The following is an 18,569-nucleotide window of genomic DNA, read 5'->3' on the forward strand; positions in this document are numbered from 1 at the left end:
CGTGAGACGATGGGCGACGTGAACGACGACTCGCGCATCCGCCGCAATCCCCTCGGCACGCCCGTCGTGGCGATGATCGGCGGGGGACAACTCGCCCGCATGACCCACCAGGCGGCCGTCGCCCTCGGCCAGACGCTCCGCGTGCTCGCCGCCGACCCGCAGGACCCGGCCGCCCAGGTCACGCCGGATGTGGTGATCGGCGCGCACGATGATCCCGACGCCGTCCGCGCCGCCGCGGAGGGCGCCGACGTCATGACCTTCGACCACGAGCACGTGCCCCCGCAGATCCTGCTCGAGCTGGAATCCGCCGGGGTCGCGGTTCGTCCCCGCGCGTCCGCGCTCATCCACGCCCAGGACAAGCTGGTCATGCGGCGGGCGTTGGCGGAGATCGGCGCCCCGGTCCCGCCGTTCACCGGCGTGGACTCGCTCGACGACGTCCGGCGTTTCCACGCGGAACAGGACGGGAACATCGTCCTCAAGGCCGCGCGGGGCGGGTACGACGGTCGGGGCGTGTGGATGCCGGGCTCGCTGGAGGAGGCAGAGCGGATCGCCGACGAGCAGCTCGCCGCCGGGGTGCCGATGATGGCCGAGGCCCGCGTCCCGTGGACCCGGGAGCTGTCCGCGATGGTGGCCCGGTCCCCGTTCGGGCAGGGCGCGGTGTGGCCGGTCGTCGAGACCGTCCAGCGTGACGGGATCTGCTCGGTGGCGATCGCGCCCGCCCCCGGGCTGCCCGACGACCTGCGTTCGGCCGTGCAGGCCACCGCATTGCGACTGGCCGAGCACCTCGACGTGACCGGCGTGATGGCCGTGGAACTGTTCGAGGTGATCGGCTCGGACGGTCGCCCGGGAGTGCTCGTCAACGAGCTCGCGATGCGTCCCCACAACTCCGGCCACTGGACGATGGACGGGGCCACCACCAGCCAGTTCGAGCAGCACCTGCGGGCCGTACTCGACTACCCGCTCGGCTCCACCGTCCCGACCGCGCCCCTCACCGTGATGTCCAACGTCCTCGGCGCTCCCGAGACGCCGGAGATGAGCATGGACGAGCGCGTCCACCACCTCGCCGCCCGGTTCCCGCATGCGAAGGTGCACCTCTACGGCAAGTCCGAGCGGCACGGCCGCAAGATCGGGCACGTCAACGTCCTGGCCGACCCGGGCGTCGACCCGGACGACGCGGACCAGGTGGCCTCCGTCCGCGCGGTCGCGGAACTCGCGGCCCACTGGCTCTCCCACGCGCAGTGGGCCGACGGCTGGGACCCCCACACGGGGGCTGCCGTCGGGGACTTCGAACGCTGAGTGCACCACCGGAACGCTGAGCGCACCACACCGAGGAAAGGCGACGAGATGACCGAGCGACAGGACGGGCCGCAGGTCGGTCTGATCATGGGCAGCGACTCCGACTGGCCCACCATGGAGGCCGCGGCGGAGGCGCTCGCCGAGTTCGGGATCACCTTCGAGGTCGGGGTGGTCTCGGCACACCGCACCCCGCAGAAGATGCTCGACTACGCCCGCTCGGCGGCCGGCCGGGGCGTCCGCGTGGTGATCGCGGGTGCGGGCGGCGCGGCGCACCTCCCGGGGATGGTCGCCTCGGCCACGCCGCTGCCGGTCATCGGTGTCCCCGTGCCGCTCAAGCACCTGGACGGCATGGATTCCCTGCTGTCGATCGTGCAGATGCCCGCCGGTGTCCCGGTGGCCACCGTGTCGATCGGCGGGGCGCGGAACGCGGGTCTGCTCGCGGTGCGGATCCTCGCCGCTTCCGACCCCGCCCTGCGCGAACGAATGGAGGCGTTCCAGGCCGAGCTGGAGGCGATGGTCGAGCGCAAGGACGAGGCCCTGCGCCGACAACTGCTCGGCTGATAGCCACCGCGGGGGCGCGGCGGGGCCGACGGCGCCGACGGGGACCGACTTCCGACTGGTAATTTGAAGGGCCGGACGCGGCCTCGCGTCTCCCGCGGCGATACTGGCGGCCGACGAGCGTCAGTGGCCCCTCCGCGAGAACCTGGCCGGCGCCCGCCGCGCGATCAGCACCGACGAATCCCTCATGGAGGCCCGCATATGTCCGGTAACCCCGACTTCGACCTGTACCGCCCGGCGGAGGAGCACGAAGAGCTCCGGGCCGCGATCCGAGCCCTGTCGGAGAAAGAGATCGAGCCCCACGCCGCGGCCGTCGACGAGGACGAGCGGTTCCCCCAGGAGGCCCTCGACGCGCTCAACGCCTCGGGCTTCAACGCGGTCCACGTGCCGGAGGAGTACGGCGGGCAGGGCGCGGATTCGGTGGCGGCCTGCATCGTGATCGAGGAGGTCGCTCGCGTCTGTGGTTCGTCCTCGCTGATCCCGGCCGTCAACAAGCTCGGCACCATGGGCCTGATCCTGGCCGGTGGGGAGGAACTCAAGCAGAAGGTCCTTCCCGAGATCGCCGAGGGCAAGATGGCCTCCTACGCGCTGTCCGAGCGCGAGGCCGGCTCCGACGCGGCAGGCATGCGCACCCGCGCCCGCCAGGACGGCGACGACTGGATCCTCAACGGCAGCAAGGCGTGGATCACCAACGGCGGCAAGTCGACCTGGTACACCGTTATGGCCGTGACGGACCCCGAGAAGGGTGCTGGCGGGATCTCCGCGTTCATGGTCCACGCCGACGACGAGGGCTTCGGCGTGTCCAAGACCGAGAAGAAGCTCGGCATCAAGGGTTCGCCCACCGCGGAGCTGTACTTCGAGAACGTCCGCATCCCGGGCGACCGGATCATCGGCGCGCCGGGCACCGGCTTCAAGACCGCCCTGCAGACCCTCGACCACACCCGCCCGACCATCGGCGCGCAGGCCGTCGGTATCGCGCAGGGCGCCCTGGACGCGGCGATCGCCTACACCAAGGAGCGCAAGCAGTTCGGCCGCGCGATCTCGGACTTCCAGAACACTCAGTTCATGCTCGCCGACATGGCGATGAAGGTGCAGGCCTCGCGCCTGATGGTCTACACGGCCGCCGCCAACGCCGAGCGCGGCTCCGCGCCCGGCGGCGAGAAGCTGGGCTTCATGGCCGCCGCCTCCAAGACCTTCGCCTCGGATGTCGCGATGGAGGTCACCACCAACGTCGTGCAGCTGTTCGGCGGCGCCGGGTACACGCGTGACTTCCCTGTCGAGCGCATGATGCGCGACGCCAAGATCACCCAGATCTACGAGGGCACCAACCAGATCAACCGCATGGTCATGGCCCGCCAGCTCCTGGCCTGATGCCCGGGGCGCCGGCCCGCTGACCGGTACACCCTCCACGAATCCGCTACTCCGATTCCGGATCTGCTACCCGCATCAGGGGAGCGGATCCGGAATCGGAGTAGCGGATTTTCGCGTCGCTGGCGCGCTGGGGCGCGGCGTCGCTGGGGCGCGTGTCGCGGGCGCCGGGCGATCAGAGGGTGAGCGTGGTGCGTTCGGTGGCCGCCACGTCGGCGACCGCGGGATCGTCCGCGTCTGCTCCCGTGACGAGCACCGCCGTGCCTCCGGAGGCGAACACCCGGGCCAGGACCTGCACGACGTCGTCGCGATCGGATCCCGCCACGAGGGCGCGGCCCGCAAGGGCGGGGTCGGCCAGTTCGGACAGCGGAGCGCCGTCGAGAGCGAGCGGACCCCCGCCGGAGGGCACGAACGCGTCCGGGTGGATGCGGCAGGCCTCGGCGAGGTCGGTGACGCCCGCGGGGACCTCGACGCCGGCGGCCGCCAGCGGGCGGCCCATCGGGTCGGTGGTCATGAGGAGGGTCTCGATGTCGGTGGGGTGGCTGGCGAGGCGGTCGGGGACGGTGACGACGGCGACGGCGTCGTCCGCGGCCCCTGTGCTCACCTCGGCGCCCGCCCACCAGGCGCCGAGGAGGACGCCCGCGGTGAGCCAGTGCGCGGGCAGGTCGCACACGATCACGTCGCCCGGCACCACCCCGAGTTCGTCGCGCAGGAGTCCGGCGATCTTCGCGGCCCAGTTGGCGGTGGAGGTGACAGACAGTTCCACTCGTGACGGGGCGGCCTGGTTGTAGTGGGTGACCATGGGGGTTCCCGGGTCGAGTGCGAGGAGCGGCTGCAGGACGGTGTCGGCGGCGGTGGTCACTCTGGGCCTCCCGGGTGGTGGTCGGTCAGTGGGCGCAGTCGGTCGGTGGGCGCAGTCGGTCAGTTGACGCAGGGCACGTCCGAGCCGGCGTCGAAGGTCGGGCGATCCGCGATGGACGGCGGCAGCGGCGCATAGGAGGAGGTGGTGGGGGAGTAGGACTCGGTGCCGGCGGCGTCGCCGGTGGGGCCACTGTAGTCCTCGGCCAGGACGACGCGGACGGAGCCGTCGGGCAGCGCTGGGTCGACCTGCACGGGCAGGCCGCCGAGGGCCTCCGACACGGCAAAGGCGGCGTCGTCGTCGGCGGAGGCTGCGGCGACATGCGAGGTGTAGGCGGCGGCCGGGTCGGTGAGCAGGTCGCCTGCGGTGTAGCCGAGTTCGGTGAGGGCTCCGGAGACCTGCGCGGCCAGACCGTCGATCGCGGTGGTGTTGACCACGGAGACCGTCACCTCGGCGGGGTCCGGCCCCGGCGCGTCGGTGGGGGTCTGCTCCGGATCGGTGGTGGCGTCGGCGTCCGCTTCCCGATCCTCGGTGCTGGCGAAACCGGCCACGAACTCCGACACCTCGGCGGGGTCGGCGGTGACGATGGACTCGCCCCACTCGGTGAACGAGTCGATGCTGGTGACCGGGATGGTCTCGAATCGGACGTTGCCGCCGCTGATGTCCTGGAGCTTCATGGCGAAGTCGACGAAGTCCCAGTTCTCGTCGATGACGAAGGACCGCTTCGCGGCGTCGACCAGCGCACCGAGTTTCGAGGGGTCGGCCAGGGTGCCGGCGGAGAGGATCTTCTTGACCAGCTGGGACATGAACACCTGCTGACGGACGATCCGGTCGAGGTCGCCCGCGGGCAGGTCATGGCGTTGGCGCACGAAGCTCAGGGCGTCCGATCCGGAGACCGTCTGGACGCCGGCACGGAAGTTCGCGCCCGACAGCGGCTCGTCGACCGGCTCGTTGAGGCAGACGGGGACGCCGCCGACCGCGTCGGTGAGCAGCACGAACCCCAGGAGGCCGATCTCGGCGTAGTGGTCAGCCTGGACGCCGGTGAGATCCTCGACGGCGCCGATGAGGCCGTTGCGCCCGGCCTTGACCGCGGCGCGCTGGTCCTCCTCGGTCAGTTCACCGTCCGGGTCGGACGCGACGGCACGCTCGAGATGGGCCTCCTTGTTCGCGGCGTAGACGCCGTTGATCTTGCTCCCGCCGACCGAGCTGGTCTCCACGTAGACGTCGCGGGGGATGGAGATCGCGGTGGCGGAACTGCCGTCCTCGGGGATCCTGATGAGCAGGATCGTGTCGGTGTTCTCGCCCTCCTCCTCGCCGGTCCGGATCGTGGCCAGTTCCTCTTGGCTGAGGGGGTTGCCCTGCGCGTCGGTCCGGTTGTCCGTGCCCACCAGAAGGATGTCGACGGCGCCGTCGAGGCCACCGTCACCCACGTCGAGACCGCCGGCGGAGGTCAGGTCCGAGCTGAGTCCGTTGAACAGGGTCCACCCGACGCCGGTGACCAGGAGACACAGGGCGGAGACGAGGGCGGCCACGACGCGACCGACCCGGTACGCGACCGGGCGGGCCGGGGTGGCGTGACGCCGTCTCCGTGCCCGGCCGGGGGCACGACGGGGCGTCGCTGGCAGCTCGGCGCTCATCCACCGTCCTTGTCGTCGAGTAGGGCCGCTCGAGGCCGCCGATGATGATCAACGGTACCGCGCCGCGCGCCGGGCGTCGGAATCCGTGGGGTGCGTCGTAGGGTGTTTCGCGTGACGACCCGACTACCCGTCGTGACGGTGACGTACTCGCCGGGCGACCACCTCCGCAGCTTCGTCGAGACCCTCCCCGCGGCCACGACCCGGCAGGTCGGCCTGGTGATGGCGGACAACGGGTCGACGGACGGGGTGCCGGAGGAGGTCGCGGCGGAGTACGGGTTCGCCGAGTTCTTCCCCACGGGCGACAACCTGGGGTACGGCACCGCCATCAACCGGGCGGTGACGCTGATCGCTGGCCGGCCGGAGGATTTCGACCAGGAGTTCGTCCTGGTGGTCAACCCGGACGTGACCTTCGAACCCGGGTCGGTGGACGAGCTCCTCGCCGCCGCCGCACGCTGGCCGCGGGCCGCCGCGTTCGGCCCGCGGATCTCCGAGACCGACGGGTCCGTGTACCCGTCCGCCCGGGCGGTGCCACGTCTGGGCGCGGGGATCGGCCACGCCCTGCTCGGCCAGGTGTGGCCGCGGAACCCGTGGACGGCGGGATACCTCGACGACGCGGACATGGAGACCGAGCGGGCCGCCGGGTGGCTGTCGGGTTCGTGCCTGCTGCTGCGCCGGGCGGCGTTCGATGCCCTGGGCGGGTTCGACGAGCGGTATTTCATGTACCTCGAGGACATCGACCTGGGCGACCGTCTCGGCAGGGCCGGGTGGCAGAACGTCTACGTGCCCGCCGCCGTCATCCACCACGACCAGGGTCACGCTGCGAACGCGGTGCCGGAGTTCACCCTCCGGGCGCACCACCGCAGCGCGTACCTGTTCCAGGCGGACAGGCACCCACACGCCTGGCAGGCACCGATACGCTGGGCGCTCAGAGCGGGCCTGGAGTTGCGGTGTCGCCTGGCGATCCGGTCCGCCCGGCGCGCCGCGGGCTGAGCCCCACACCCCGGAACCGAGACCCATCCACCGGCCACCGGAGCGGGGCGAGCGCGCCCCCGCCCGCGGCCCTTTCGACAGCAGGAGCCTTCACCGTGACCTCGACGACCCCCGGGAGTGCCACCGCCGACGACGACCTGATCGCGGACACCGAGGCGGTGGTGCTGGTCGGCGGCAAGGGCACCCGGCTCAGGCCCCTGACGATCTCGGCGCCCAAGCCGATGCTGCCCACCGCGGGCCTGCCCTTCCTGACCCACCTGCTCTCCCGGATCCGGGCGGCCGGCATCCGGCGCGTCGTGCTGGGGACCTCCTTCAAGGCCGAGGTCTTCGAGGAGTACTTCGGCGACGGGTCGGCCCTGGACCTGGACATCTCCTACGTCGTGGAGAACGAACCCCTGGGCACCGGCGGCGGCATCCGCAACGTCCTGTCCGAGCTCACCGCCTCGACGGTCATGGTGTTCAACGGCGACGTCCTCGGCGGGACCGACCTGCGGGAAATCCTCGCCCTGCACCGCGAGAAGAACGCCGACCTGACGATGCACCTGGTCCGCGTCTCCGATCCGCGCGCGTTCGGCTGCGTCACCACCGACGACGACGGGCGCGTCCAGGACTTCCTGGAGAAGACCCAGGATCCGCCGACCGACCAGATCAACGCCGGCTGCTACGTGTTCCGCCGTGAGCTCATCGAGCAGATCCCCGAGGGCCAGCCGGTGTCGGTCGAGCGTGAGACCTTCCCCCAGTTGCTCAGTGAGGGCCGGCGCGTCTACGGGTTCGTCGACTCCGCCTACTGGCGGGACATGGGCACGCCGGAGGACTTCGTGCGCGGCTCGGCGGACCTGGTCCGCGGCATCGCCCCGTCGCCGGCGCTCGACGGCCACGCGGGGGAGTCCCTGGTCCACGAGGGTGCCGGGATCGGGGCGGGCGCCGTCCTGGTCGGCGGGACCGTCGTGGGGCGCGGCGCGGAGATCGGGGCCGGGGCCAGACTGGACGGCGCGGTCGTCTTCGACGGTGCCCGCATCGAGGCCGGGGCGACGGTCGAGCGTTCGATCGTCGGATTCGGCGCGAGAATTGGCCACCGGGCGCTCATCCGGGACGGCGTGATCGGTGACGGCGCCGACATCGGTGCCCGCTGCGAGCTCCTGCGCGGTGCCCGCGTGTGGCCGGGGGTGCAGATCCCCGACGGCGGGATCCGCTACTCCACCGACATGTAGGCCCGGCCGGCCTTCGCCACCCATCCGATGTCTCGCCACCCATCGGATCCGGCAGGTGGCGCGACATCGGATAGGTGGCGCTCATGGCGGCTGGCGACTCACTCCACCGTGACGTAGGCGTCGCCTGCCGGCCGCGGCTCCCGTGGCGGGACCGTCTCGGCGGGCACGCCCACCGCGACCGCGCCGAGCGGCCGCCACGAGCCCGGCAACCCCAGTTCGCGGCGGGTGGTGTCGGCGGCGAAGATCGTCGACCCCACCCAGCACGAGCCCAGGCCGCGCGCGGCGAGCGCCACCAGCAGCGACTGCACCGCGGCACCTCCGGCGACGGTGAACATGGTCTCCTCGCAGGCGGCGCGGCGGGCGTCCGGGTAGTCGTGTGCTCCGGCGTCGTCGTCGACGAACGGCAGGATCAGCTCGGGGCAGGTGCGCAGCAGGTCACCGCGCCCGAGTCGACGGGCCAGGATCTCGCCGGTGTGCCCGTCGGCGCGCAGGTCGCGTTCCCAGTCCGCGCGCAGGGCGTCCAGCAGCCGCATGCGCGCGTGGCCCGTGACCCGCACGAACCGGACGGGAGTGCTGTGGTGCGGTGCGGGGGCGGTCAGCGCATCCGCCACGGCGCCGGCCAACAGGTCCGCGTCGACGGACTCGTCGGAGAACCGTCGCACCGAGCGACGGGCGGGAACGGCCTCCCGCCGCCCCAGCGCCACCGCTTCGGCGGTGCCCAACCGGAACAGGTCCGAGGACCCGTCCCTGACCAGGTCACGGGCCCGCCGGGGGACGTCCACCTCGTGGTCGTCGCGGCCGTGGTCGTCGTTGCCGTTGTCGTCACCGTCGTTGTCGCGACCGTCGTCCAGCAGCAGGTGCCCGATCCCGCGCACCACGGCCACGGGCCGCGCCCCCAGCTTGCCCTTGACCAGGTCCGCCGCTGACGCGATCTCGTCGGCCACGGCGACGTCGGTCACCAACAGTTCGTTGCCCTGGCGGTCCACGGCGCCGTCGTACCCCACCGACACCCGCAGTCCGGCGGCGCCGATGGCCATGTCGATCTGGCCGGTGCGCCAGGCCCGCCCCATCGTGTCGGTGACGACGACCGCGACGCGCGCGCCGGTGAGGCGTCGGAGTTCGCGGGCGAGCGCGGCGGCGGAGGCGTCAGGATCCTCGGGGAGCAGCGCGAGCTCGCGGGCCTCGACGTTGGAGCCGTCGACCCCGGCGGCGGCCTGGACGATCCCCAGCCGGTTCTCCGTGATGAGCGTGCGGTTGACGCGCGCGACCACGCGGACCGACTCGGCGTCCACGAGCCGCCGGCGCAGGGCGTCGCGCTCGTCCGGGTCGGTGGGGGCGGGAACGATCCGCCCCTCGGTCTTGGACAGCACCTTGGAGGTCAGCACCACCACGTCGCCGTCGACGAGGCCGTGCCGGTCGGCGGTGAGCGCGTCGGCGAGGGCGCGCGCGAGGTCGTCACCGGGCCGGAACTCGGGCAGGCCGTCGGGTGCCCACATGACGACGTCCGCGGGCGCGGCGTGTTCGACGGTCCAGCGGCGGATCTCGGGGAGCGCGCCGTCGGTCATCGGTCGGCCCGGGCCGGGACCTCGAGGCCGGCCAGGTCGATCGCGGCGGCGACCATGTCCGCGGTGGCGTCGGGGTCGGTCATGAGCAGCGGGACCTCCCGGATCGCGACGCCGTCGACCGCGCCGGAGCCGTCGGCGGGCGCGTCGCCCGGGGCCACGAGCCAGCCGTCGAGCAGGCCGGTGCCGGAGCGGGCGCCGTAGTGGCGCGCCACGGCCGTCGCGGAGGTCTCGACTCCGATCGCCGTGAGGCACGTGTCGGCCATGCCGCGCAGCACCGCCCCGCCGATCACCGGGCTGATGCCCACCACGGGGGCGGGGGTGGACCGCAGCGCGGCGCGGATCCCGGGCACCGCGAGGATCGCGCCGACGGAGACCACGGGGTTGGAGGGGGCGACGACGACGAGGTCGGCCGTCTCGATCGCCTCGAGCGTCTCCGGGGTCGGCGTGGCGGCATCGGCGCCGACCTGCACGAAGCCGGAAGGTGTCAGTTGCGCCCGGTGCTTGACCCACCACTCCTGGAAGTGGATCGCCCGCGGGCCGGGGGCGTCCGCGTCAGGGCCGTCGCCGGGGGTCGCCGCGTCGCCCGCGCCGGTCCCGTCGTCGGCCGTGCCGCCGGTCACGACCACGTGCGTCTCGCAGCGGTCGTCGGTCACGGGCAGCAGGCGTACGCCGGGGGACCAGCGGGTCGACAGCGCCTCGGTGACGTGGGTGAGCCGGTAGCCGGCGTCGAGCATCTGCGTGCGCACCAGGTGGGTGGCCAGATCCTTGTCGCCCAGCCCGAACCAGTCGGGCTGCACGCCGTATGTCGCGAGTTCGTCCCGGCAGTTCCACGTCTCCCCGGCGTGGCCCCAGCCGCGCTCGGGGTCGATGCCGCCGCCGAGGGTGTACATGCAGGTGTCGAGGTCGGGGCAGATGCGGACCCCGTGCATCCAGGCGTCGTCGCCGACGTTGACCACCGCGTCGATACGATGCGGCGAACCCGCTCGGGCGGACTCGGCGTCCAGTCCGAGTAGTCGGCGGGCGCCGAGCAGGAAACGGGCGCCACCGACGCCGCCGGCCAGAACACAGATCTTCACACGGACGAGAGTAGTGACGGTGCGTGCGACGCCGCGCCGGTGGGCCGGACAGCCCCGGTCCGGGAGGGTGGCGGGCGCGCCGGGGACGTGTCCCACGCCACAATCGGGGCGGCGTGTCACCGGCCGCGGCGGGTGGGGAAAATGGTAGGTATCCCCGATTTCGCTTGACCTACGCGGCTTGCATGTGTGTAATCACAGGTGTGTCATTCCCTGGTGGGTGACGGTAAACATCGCACAGACATCAGACAATCCGCGATCCGGCAGGGCTCCCTCGGCCGTGTCGGCGACGGGCACTCAGACGCGGACCATCGCGCACGAACATGCAACACGAAGGGATGACCGTGGATCGACAGTCACGCACCATCGCGGGACCCGAGCTGGCCCTGGTCGACCTCGGTGTCTCCGGCCTGTTCGTCGAGGACGAGCAGGAGAGCTGGCAGGAACGGGCTCTGTGCGCGCAGACCGATCCCGAGGCGTTCTTCCCGGAGAAGGGCGGGTCGACCCGCGAGGCCAAGAAGATCTGCACCGGCTGCGAGGTCAAGGCCGAGTGCCTCGAGTACGCGCTGGCCAATGACGAGCGCTTCGGCATCTGGGGCGGGCTGTCCGAGCGTGAGCGGCGGCGCATCAAGCGCGACGCCGTCATGTGAGCCGCGTGCGGGTCATCCCAGCCCGTCACCCGGCCCCGTCTTCCGGCGCCACCTCCCACCCCTGACCGCCCCGTACCGGGCGGTCAGTTCTCGTCGGGGCCGGCCTCGACCTCGTCGGGGGAGAGTTCCAAGTGCTGGGAGACCAGTTCGACCAGCACGGAGTAGATGAGGTCCCGCAGGTCATCGCTGTCCGGCGCGCGCCGGGACAGGGGCTTGCGGAACAACACCAGCCGCGCCCGGGTCGGCTGCCCCGAGCGGTCGACGCCCGCTGGCACCAGGCGGGCGAGCGGGACGTCGCCGTCGGCCACGACCTCCTCGGGCCACGTCTCGCCGGGACGCAGTCGCATGCGGGGCACCATGTCGACCGCGAGGTCCAGATGCACCAGTCGGGAGTGCCAGTGCTGGTCGATCTCCGCGAACGCCTCGAGCGCGGCGGCGTCGAACTCGGCCGACCGGCTGCGCCACCTCGGCACCTCCGGGGGCAGGATCGGGCCGCGGGGGCCGTGCCCGCGTCGGTCCGCCCGCCGGGAGGTGACCACACGCGGGCCGCGACGCCCCGGGTCCCCGGGGAAATCTCGGACCGAGATCCGGCTGCCGGCGCTCACGTCGCTCTGGCCGGCACCGGGGATCGCGGTGCCGGTGGGCGGTCGTCCGGGTACCGGGGCGGTCGGGGTCATGGCGCGAGGATAACCCCGCTCGTGGCGGGTGCGTCGAACCGGCGTGGGCGGGTCGCGGCGCCTCCGCCCCGGGTGCGGGACTACCCTGGGGCCTCGTGAGTGAGAACCGTCGTTGCTGCCGTCCGGGATGTCCCAACCGCGCGGTCGCCACGCTCACCTACGTCTACGCCGACTCGACGGCCGTCATCGGCCCGCTGCCCGCGGTCCGCGAGCCGCACGCCTGGGATCTCTGCGCGGCCCACGCACTGCGCATCACCGCCCCCCGGGGCTGGGACCTGGTGCGCCACCCGGACATCGACACCTCGGCCGAGGACTCGGACCTCACGGCGTTGCTCGACGCGGTCACCGGCGGCCCGGTCGGCGGGCGCAGGACCGGCGCCGCACTGGTCGACGCCGATCGCCTGCGTCGTCTCGGTGTCTCCGATCCCGGGCCGGTCCTCGACGACGCACGGAGCCGCACGGAGGACGGGTCCGGCCCCGCCACCGGCCCCTCCGGCGCGACCGGACGTCCCCACCTGCGGGTCGTGCCGGACATGGCCACCGCACCCGACACCGGTACCGGCGGGTCCGGCGACGGCCGACCGGAGCCGGGCCCCGCCCCCCGCTGAGCCGCGGCCCGCGAGGTCGGTCCGCCGCCGGTACGGCGCGGGTAGTGTCAGACAGAACACCGACCGACCCGTCTCACACCCCTGGAGCAACACGTGGCACGTAGCGCCGAGTCCGTCCGAGCAGTCATCAAGGCGTACGACGTCCGTGGTGTCGTCGGCGAACAGATCGATGAGGACTTCGTCCGCGAGGTCGGGGCGTCGTTCGCCCGCCTCATGCGTTCGGAGGGTGCCCGCACCGTGGTGATCGGCCACGACATGCGGGACTCGTCCCCGGGCCTGTCCGCCGCCTTCGCCGACGGGGTGACCGCCCAGGGACTGGACGTGGTGACCATCGGCCTGGCCTCGACCGACCAGCTCTACTTCGCCTCCGGTTCACTCGACTGCCCCGGTGCCATGTTCACCGCCAGTCACAACCCCGCCGCCTACAACGGCATCAAACTGTGCCGCCCCGGCGCCAAGCCGGTCGGGCAGGAGTCCGGCCTGCGGACCATCGCGGACGAGGTCATCGAGGGGGTCCCCGCCCACGACGGCGAGGCCGGCACCGTCACCGAGCGGGACGTCCTGGACGGTTACGGCGAGTACCTGCGCGGACTGGTCGACCTGTCGGGCATCCGCCCGCTCACGGTGGCGGTGGACGCCGGCAACGGGATGGGTGGCCACACCGTGCCCGCCGTCCTGGGCGGGTTGCCGCTCGAGATCGTGCCGCTGTACTTCGAGCTCGACGGCAACTTCCCCAACCACGAGGCGAACCCGCTGGAACCGGCCAACATCGTCGACCTGCAGGCCCTCGTCAGGGAGAGCGGGGCCGACATCGGCCTGGCGTTCGACGGCGACGCCGACCGCTGCTTCGTGGTGGACGAGCGCGGCGAGCCGGTCGCGCCGTCGGCCATCACCGCCCTCGTCGCCGAGCGTGAGCTGGCCAAGGACCCGGGCGCCTCGATCATCTACAACCTCATCACCTCCCGGGCCGTCCCCGAGCTCGTCGAGGAGAAGGGCGGCGTCGCCGTCCGTACCCGGGTCGGGCACAGCTTCATCAAGGCGCAGATGGCCGACACCGGTGCCGTCTTCGGAGGGGAGCACTCGGCGCACTACTACTTCCGCGATTTCTGGGGCGCCGACTCGGGCATGCTCGCCGCGATGCACGTCCTGGCGGCGCTGGGCGGGCAGGACGGGACCCTGTCGGCGCTCATGGCCGAGTACACCCGGTACGCCGCCTCCGGCGAGATCAACTCCACTCTCGACTCCGCCGAGGCCCAGACCGAGCGGATGGAGGAGGTCGTCACCGCGTTCTCGAAGCGCGCCGAGTCCATCGACCGGCTCGACGGCGTGACGGTGGACCTCGGCGACGGATCGTGGTTCAACCTGCGCGCCTCCAACACCGAGCCGCTGCTGCGTCTCAACGCCGAGGCGCCTACCAGGGAGGACGTCGCCGCCGTGGTCGACGAGGTCCTCGCGATCGTCCGTGCCTGACCTGACCAGCGACACCGGGGCCGGTCGGGTCGACCTCGACGACCCCGGGGCGCTGCGCGCCGCCGACGCCACGGGTGCGCTGCTCCACGCGTCGATGGCGGGAGCCCAGTTGCGCACCGTGGCCACCGCCGCGGGCGGTGGCGCGCTCGACTCGCTCGAGCGATTCCGTCCGAGGGCGGTGGTCTGGGTGTCCGGGCGGTCGGACCGTGCGCGCCACGCGGCCGGCGTGGTGGCCGCACTGGCGGAGATCGGCGGCGGCCCCGCCGTCCCCCCGCTGGTGCTCGCGCGCACCCTGCCCGCGTGGGTGGGCGCTCTCGACGTGGTCCTCGTCTCCGGGGACGACGCCGGCGACCCTCGACTGGTGACCGCGATCGACTCCGCCGCCGGCCGCGGCGCGACCGTCATCGTGGACGTACCCCGGGAGGGCCCGGTCGCCGAGTCCGGCCGCGGCCGGGCCACGTGGCTCGAACCGCTCCCGTACGTGCCGCCCCACCGTGGTGTGCTGCGCCACCTGGCGGCCGGGATGGCCGTGCTCGCCGCGCTGGGCGCGCGGGGCCTGGACGTGGCCGCCGCGGCCGACGCCGTCGACATCGAACTCGAGGGGCTCGGCCCGGAACTGGCCACCCCGGTCAACCCGGCGAAGCTGCTCGCGACATCGGTGGCGGGCCGTGATCCTCTCGTGTGGATCCACTCGGACCCGGTGTCCGCGGCCTACTGTGACCGCGCGGTCGCCGCGTTCTGCGACGCCGGCAGGGTCACGGCCGCGTCCTCGGTCCCCGACGCGGTGCGTGCGCACGCCGAACGGGCCCAGGGTCGTCCGCCGACGGATCCGCTGGCGAGCCTGTTCCACGACGAGGAGTTGGACGGACCACGCGACGATCTGCCCGTCAGGTACGTCGGTATGGTGTTGGGCGCGGACGAGGAGATCGTCCGGCTGGCTGCGGGCCCGCTCGCGGATGTCGAGTGGATCACCGATCGCGGTCGGGACACGGCCGGCGACGCCCCGGCCCCGTTGAGCGGAAAGGTGGCAGCGCTCATGGCCCGCACGGAACTGGCCGCCGCCTACCTCCTCGTCGGAGGTCTGTAGGTCCGTGGTCGCACTCGAACCGGTGGTCCAGGCCTACGCCTGGGGCTCCCGGACCGCGCTTCCCGAGCTGTGCGGGATCACCTCGCCGGCGCCCCACCCCGTCGCCGAGCACTGGTTCGGCGCGCACGACTCCGGCTCCTCGCGGTGCTCCGACGGTCGCGGCCTCGACGCACGGATCGCCGCCGACCCCGAGCGCGAGCTGGGCCCGCGGGTGCTGGCCGAGCACGGCGGGGGACTGCCCTTCCTGGTCAAGCTGCTCTCCGCCGAACAGGCACTGTCGCTCCAGGCCCATCCGTCCCCGGAGAAGGCGCGTGAGGGTTTCGCGGCGGAGGACGCGCGCGGGATCGCCGTCGACGCGCCGGACCGCAACTACCGCGACGTCAACCACAAGCCCGAGATCCTCGTCGCGCTCACCGAGTTCCACGCCCTCGTGGGCTTCCGCCCGGTGGAGCGCACGGTGGCACTGCTCGACGCGCTGGGCGTCGCGTCCCTGAAGCCCTACCGGGACATGCTCGCCGGGCAGCCCGACGCCGAGGGTCTGCGCGCGGTCTTCACCACCTTCGTCACGATGCCGCACGTCGTACTGGCCGGCGTCGTGCCCGACCTGGTGACCTGTGCGGTGTCCTACCTCACCGACCACGGGGTCGAGGGGCCGTGGTCCCCGGTGGCCGCTACGATCACCGAACTCGCCGAGCGGTACCCGACCGATCCGGGGGTCCTGGGTGCGCTGCTGCTCAACCGGGTCGTCCTCCAGCCGGGCGAGGCCGTCTACCTGGGGCCCGGGCAACTCCACGCCTACCTACGGGGCGTCGGTGTGGAGGTCATGGCCAACTCGGACAACGTCCTGCGCGGCGGCCTGACCCCCAAGCACGTCGACGTCCCCGAACTGATGCGGGTGCTCGAGTTCAGCCCGCTCGCAGACCCCACCGTCCGGGCGGTCGAGGCCGACCGCGACATCCCCGGCGAGGTCGACTACCCCACGCCCGAACCCGATTTCGCGTTGTCGCGCATCGACGTGCCGGCCGACGGCGACCCGGCCGCCTGGCGACCGGAGGGCCCCGAGGTGCTGCTGTGCACCTCCGGCGAGGCGGTCGTGGACTCCGACGGGACGAGCGAGGCCCTCGCGCCCGGGCGGGCCGTGTGGGTACCGGCCTCGACCTCCCGGGTGTGTCTGCGCAGTACCGCCGGGGCCACCGTGTTCCGGACCCGCGTCGCCGGCGGGTGACGGGGCCGACACCCCGGCGGGCCGTCCCGCTAGTGTGGGGCGGAAGTCTTTCGCGAGTCAACGAGGAGCTGGTCGAGGAACATGTCCGCTGATCTGCAGGTTCAGTCCGTCAACGGTGTCGAGTTCAAGGTGGCGGATCTGTCGCTGGCGGAGGCGGGCCGCAAGCAGATCCGTCTGGCCGAGCACGAGATGCCGGGTCTGATGGCGCTGCGCGAGGAGTACGCGGCCGAGCAGCCGCTGGCCGGCGCCCGGATCGCGGGGTCGATCCACATGACGGTGCAGACCGCGGTGCTGATCGAGACGCTGACCGCGCTGGGCGCGGAGGTCCGGTGGGCCTCGTGCAACATCTTCTCCACGCAGGACGAGGCGGCCGCGGCGGTCGTGGTGGGCCCGGAGGGGACCCCGGAGGCGCCCCGCGGCGTGCCGGTGTTCGCGTGGAAGGGCGAGACCCTCACCGAGTACTGGTGGTGCACCGAGCAGATCATGACCTGGCCGGAGACCGAGCCGAACATGATCCTCGACGACGGTGGCGACGCCACGATGCTCGTGATCAAGGGCAAGGAGTTCGAGCAGGCCGGCGCCGTGCCCTCGGACGACTCGGCCTGGTCCGCGGAGGAGAAGGTCTTCCACGCGCTGCTGCGTGAGTCCGTTCCGGCCAACCCGGGCAAGTACACGGCGATCGCCGAGTCGGTCCAGGGCGTGACCGAGGAGACCACCACCGGCGTCCACCGCCTGTACCACTTCCACAACGAGGGCGTGCTGCCGTTCCCGGCGATGAACGTCAACGACGCGGTCACCAAGAGCAAGTTCGACAACAAGTACGGCACCCGCCACTCGCTGCTGGACGGCATCAACCGCGGCACCGATGCCCTCATCGGCGGCAAGAAGGCCCTGGTGTGCGGTTACGGCGACGTGGGCAAGGGCTGCGCCGAGGCGCTGGCCGGGCAGGGCGCGCGCGTGCAGGTCACCGAGATCGACCCGATCAACGCGCTGCAGGCGCTGATGGACGGCTTCGACGTGGTCACCGTGGACGAGGCCATCGCCGATGCGGACATCATCATCACCGCCACGGGCAACAAGGACATCATCACCTTCGAGCACATGACGCGGATGAAGAACAAGGCCATCCTGGGCAACATCGGCCACTTCGACAACGAGATCGACATGGCCGGGCTCGAGTCCGCCGAGGGCGTCACCCGCATCAACATCAAGCCGCAGGTCGACGAGTTCGTCTTCGACGACGACGGCCGCTCGATCATCGTGCTGTCCGAGGGGCGCCTGCTCAACCTGGGCAACGCCACCGGGCACCCGTCGTTCGTGATGTCCAACAGCTTCTCCGACCAGGTCATCGCCCAGATCGAGCTGTTCACCAAGGCCGACCAGTACCCGATCGGGGTGCACCTGCTGCCCAAGATCCTCGACGAGAAGGTCGCCCGCCTGCACGTGGAGGCGCTCGGAGGCTCCCTGACCACGCTGGCCAAGGACCAGGCCGAGTACATCGGCGTGGACGTCGAGGGCCCCTTCAAGCCCGACCACTACCGCTACTGAGCGACGCCGGGGATGGTCGCACGGCTGGTGGTCGTCGAGGGTCTCGACGGCGCGGGGAAGAACACGCTTACGACGGCGCTCGTCGCCGAGCTCGCCTCCCGCGGTCTCTCGGTCGGCCGCCTGGCCTTCCCCCGGTACGGCACCCTGCACGCCGACCTGGCCGCCGACGCACTGCACGGTGGCCAGGCCGGCACCGCGGACTCGCCCCACGCGATGGCACTGCTGTTCGCGATGGACCGGCACGCCGCGCTGGGCGAGCTCGCGCAGCTGGGGTCCACCCACGACGTGGTGCTGCTCGACCGGTACGTGGCCTCCAACGCCGCGTACACCGCCGCCCGGCTCGGTCCGGACCGCGAGTCCGAGGTGGTCGAGTGGATCGGCACCCTCGAGTTCGACCGGCTCGGGCTGCCCGTCCCCGACCTGCAGATCCTGCTCGACACCCCGGTGGAGCTGGCGGCACGGCGCGCGGGCTCCCGGGAGGCCGCCGATCCGGCGCGCGTCCGCGACCGCTACGAACGCGACGCGGAGCTGCAGGCGGCGACCGGGCGGGTCTACCGTCGGCTCGCCGCCGCAGGGTGGCGTTCGCCCTGGCGCGTGATCGGGTCTGACCCCCACGTGCGGGAGTTGGCCGACCTCGTCGTCGTCCCCCCTCCGGCCGCCGCGCCGCACCCCGGTCCGTCGGGTCGGCCGGGTAAGGTCTGAGAGGGCAGGAACACGACCCGCGGTGCGTGCCCACGGGTGGTGAGC

The 18,569-nt window shown here is 72.4% G+C and carries 17 protein-coding genes; 12 read left to right on the forward strand and 5 right to left on the reverse strand.

Annotation, left to right across the window (positions count from 1 at the left end):
• The first annotated feature begins 9 nt into the window (after nt 1-9).
• From VZF99_RS04090 to VZF99_RS04100, 3 genes are all read left to right on the forward strand, one after another.
• Complete coding sequence (locus VZF99_RS04090; protein ID WP_407335758.1) at nt 10-1,296, forward strand: 5-(carboxyamino)imidazole ribonucleotide synthase; 1,287 nt, start codon at nt 10-12, stop codon at nt 1,294-1,296.
• 48 nt (nt 1,297-1,344) lie between these two features.
• Nucleotides 1,345-1,857 (forward strand): 5-(carboxyamino)imidazole ribonucleotide mutase, encoded by a 513-nt coding sequence (gene purE / locus VZF99_RS04095; protein WP_069389745.1) that lies wholly within the window; start codon nt 1,345-1,347, stop codon nt 1,855-1,857.
• A gap of 198 nt (nt 1,858-2,055) precedes the next feature.
• Entirely contained in the window at nt 2,056-3,225 is a 1,170-nt protein-coding gene (locus VZF99_RS04100) for an acyl-CoA dehydrogenase family protein (protein WP_407335759.1), read from the forward strand.
• Between the two features lie 172 nt (nt 3,226-3,397).
• Here VZF99_RS04100 and VZF99_RS04105 read toward each other — a convergent pair whose 3' ends face one another.
• Entirely contained in the window at nt 3,398-4,084 is a 687-nt protein-coding gene (locus tag VZF99_RS04105) for a TIGR03089 family protein (protein WP_120286171.1), read from the reverse strand.
• Nucleotides 4,085-4,143: 59 nt separating this feature from the next.
• Nucleotides 4,144-5,718 (reverse strand): LCP family protein, encoded by a 1,575-nt coding sequence (locus tag VZF99_RS04110; RefSeq protein ID WP_163376651.1) that lies wholly within the window; start codon nt 5,716-5,718, stop codon nt 4,144-4,146.
• A gap of 111 nt (nt 5,719-5,829) precedes the next feature.
• On the opposite strand from VZF99_RS04110, the gene VZF99_RS04115 reads away from it, so the two are divergent.
• Both VZF99_RS04115 and VZF99_RS04120 read left to right on the forward strand, forming a co-directional pair.
• A complete protein-coding gene (locus tag VZF99_RS04115; RefSeq protein ID WP_119191966.1) occupies nt 5,830-6,708 on the forward strand; it encodes a glycosyltransferase family 2 protein in 879 nt (292 codons plus the stop codon).
• Between the two features lie 95 nt (nt 6,709-6,803).
• Complete coding sequence (locus VZF99_RS04120; RefSeq protein ID WP_407335760.1) at nt 6,804-7,919, forward strand: sugar phosphate nucleotidyltransferase; 1,116 nt, start codon at nt 6,804-6,806, stop codon at nt 7,917-7,919.
• A gap of 98 nt (nt 7,920-8,017) precedes the next feature.
• Here the strand turns inward: VZF99_RS04120 and VZF99_RS04125 are convergent, their stop codons facing one another.
• Both VZF99_RS04125 and VZF99_RS04130 read right to left on the reverse strand, forming a co-directional pair.
• On the reverse strand, nt 8,018-9,484 hold the full coding sequence (locus VZF99_RS04125; protein WP_407335761.1) for a coenzyme F420-0:L-glutamate ligase: 1,467 nt from the start codon (nt 9,482-9,484) through the stop codon (nt 8,018-8,020).
• Entirely contained in the window at nt 9,481-10,560 is a 1,080-nt protein-coding gene (locus tag VZF99_RS04130; RefSeq protein WP_407335762.1) for a 2-phospho-L-lactate transferase CofD family protein, read from the reverse strand. Before VZF99_RS04130 ends, VZF99_RS04125 begins: the two co-directional genes overlap by 4 nt.
• Nucleotides 10,561-10,895: 335 nt before the next feature.
• Between VZF99_RS04130 and VZF99_RS04135 the strand changes: the two genes are divergently transcribed.
• Complete coding sequence (locus tag VZF99_RS04135; protein ID WP_120286168.1) at nt 10,896-11,207, forward strand: WhiB family transcriptional regulator; 312 nt, start codon at nt 10,896-10,898, stop codon at nt 11,205-11,207.
• A gap of 83 nt (nt 11,208-11,290) precedes the next feature.
• On the opposite strand, the gene VZF99_RS04140 is transcribed toward VZF99_RS04135, so the two are convergent.
• Nucleotides 11,291-11,812, reverse strand: a complete 522-nt coding sequence (locus tag VZF99_RS04140; RefSeq protein WP_407336076.1) for a metallopeptidase family protein — start codon at nt 11,810-11,812, stop codon at nt 11,291-11,293.
• Nucleotides 11,813-11,979: 167 nt separating this feature from the next.
• Between VZF99_RS04140 and VZF99_RS04145 the strand changes: the two genes are divergently transcribed.
• From VZF99_RS04145 to VZF99_RS04170, 6 genes are all read left to right on the forward strand, one after another.
• Nucleotides 11,980-12,492, forward strand: a complete 513-nt coding sequence (locus VZF99_RS04145; protein WP_407335763.1) for a DUF3499 domain-containing protein — start codon at nt 11,980-11,982, stop codon at nt 12,490-12,492.
• Nucleotides 12,493-12,585: 93 nt separating this feature from the next.
• A complete protein-coding gene (locus tag VZF99_RS04150; RefSeq protein ID WP_069389314.1) occupies nt 12,586-13,962 on the forward strand; it encodes a phosphomannomutase/phosphoglucomutase in 1,377 nt (458 codons plus the stop codon).
• On the forward strand, nt 13,955-15,049 hold the full coding sequence (locus VZF99_RS04155; protein ID WP_096905885.1) for a hypothetical protein: 1,095 nt from the start codon (nt 13,955-13,957) through the stop codon (nt 15,047-15,049). Before VZF99_RS04150 ends, VZF99_RS04155 begins: the two co-directional genes overlap by 8 nt.
• Before the next feature lie 4 nt (nt 15,050-15,053).
• The gene (gene manA / locus VZF99_RS04160) at nt 15,054-16,274 is read left to right on the forward strand and encodes a mannose-6-phosphate isomerase, class I (RefSeq protein WP_067712274.1); all 1,221 of its coding nucleotides are present in this window, start codon (nt 15,054-15,056) and stop codon (nt 16,272-16,274) included.
• Nucleotides 16,275-16,355: 81 nt separating this feature from the next.
• The gene (gene ahcY, locus VZF99_RS04165) at nt 16,356-17,822 is read left to right on the forward strand and encodes an adenosylhomocysteinase (RefSeq protein WP_069388700.1); all 1,467 of its coding nucleotides are present in this window, start codon (nt 16,356-16,358) and stop codon (nt 17,820-17,822) included.
• A 12-nt stretch (nt 17,823-17,834) separates the two neighbouring features.
• Complete coding sequence (locus VZF99_RS04170) at nt 17,835-18,524, forward strand: dTMP kinase (RefSeq protein WP_185951382.1); 690 nt, start codon at nt 17,835-17,837, stop codon at nt 18,522-18,524.
• Nucleotides 18,525-18,569 lie beyond the last annotated feature (45 nt).

It is taken from the genome of Dietzia kunjamensis, assembly GCF_045689975.1.
In the GTDB taxonomy this organism is placed as follows: Bacteria; Actinomycetota; Actinomycetes; order Mycobacteriales; family Mycobacteriaceae; genus Dietzia; species Dietzia kunjamensis.

What these genes read in the sequence shown, in the direction of transcription:
- VZF99_RS04110 (WP_163376651.1), bottom strand. Translation starts at nt 5,718, where the DNA reads ATGAGCGCCGAGCTGCCAGCGACGCCCCGTCGTGCCCCCGGCCGGGCA.
- ahcY (WP_069388700.1), top strand. Translation starts at nt 16,356, where the DNA reads ATGTCCGCTGATCTGCAGGTTCAGTCCGTCAACGGTGTCGAGTTCAAG.
- VZF99_RS04135 (WP_120286168.1), top strand. Translation starts at nt 10,896, where the DNA reads ATGACCGTGGATCGACAGTCACGCACCATCGCGGGACCCGAGCTGGCC.
- VZF99_RS04125 (WP_407335761.1), bottom strand. Translation starts at nt 9,484, where the DNA reads ATGACCGACGGCGCGCTCCCCGAGATCCGCCGCTGGACCGTCGAACAC.
- purE (WP_069389745.1), top strand. Translation starts at nt 1,345, where the DNA reads ATGACCGAGCGACAGGACGGGCCGCAGGTCGGTCTGATCATGGGCAGC.
- VZF99_RS04090 (WP_407335758.1), top strand. Translation starts at nt 10, where the DNA reads ATGGGCGACGTGAACGACGACTCGCGCATCCGCCGCAATCCCCTCGGC.
- VZF99_RS04100 (WP_407335759.1), top strand. Translation starts at nt 2,056, where the DNA reads ATGTCCGGTAACCCCGACTTCGACCTGTACCGCCCGGCGGAGGAGCAC.
- VZF99_RS04170 (WP_185951382.1), top strand. Translation starts at nt 17,835, where the DNA reads ATGGTCGCACGGCTGGTGGTCGTCGAGGGTCTCGACGGCGCGGGGAAG.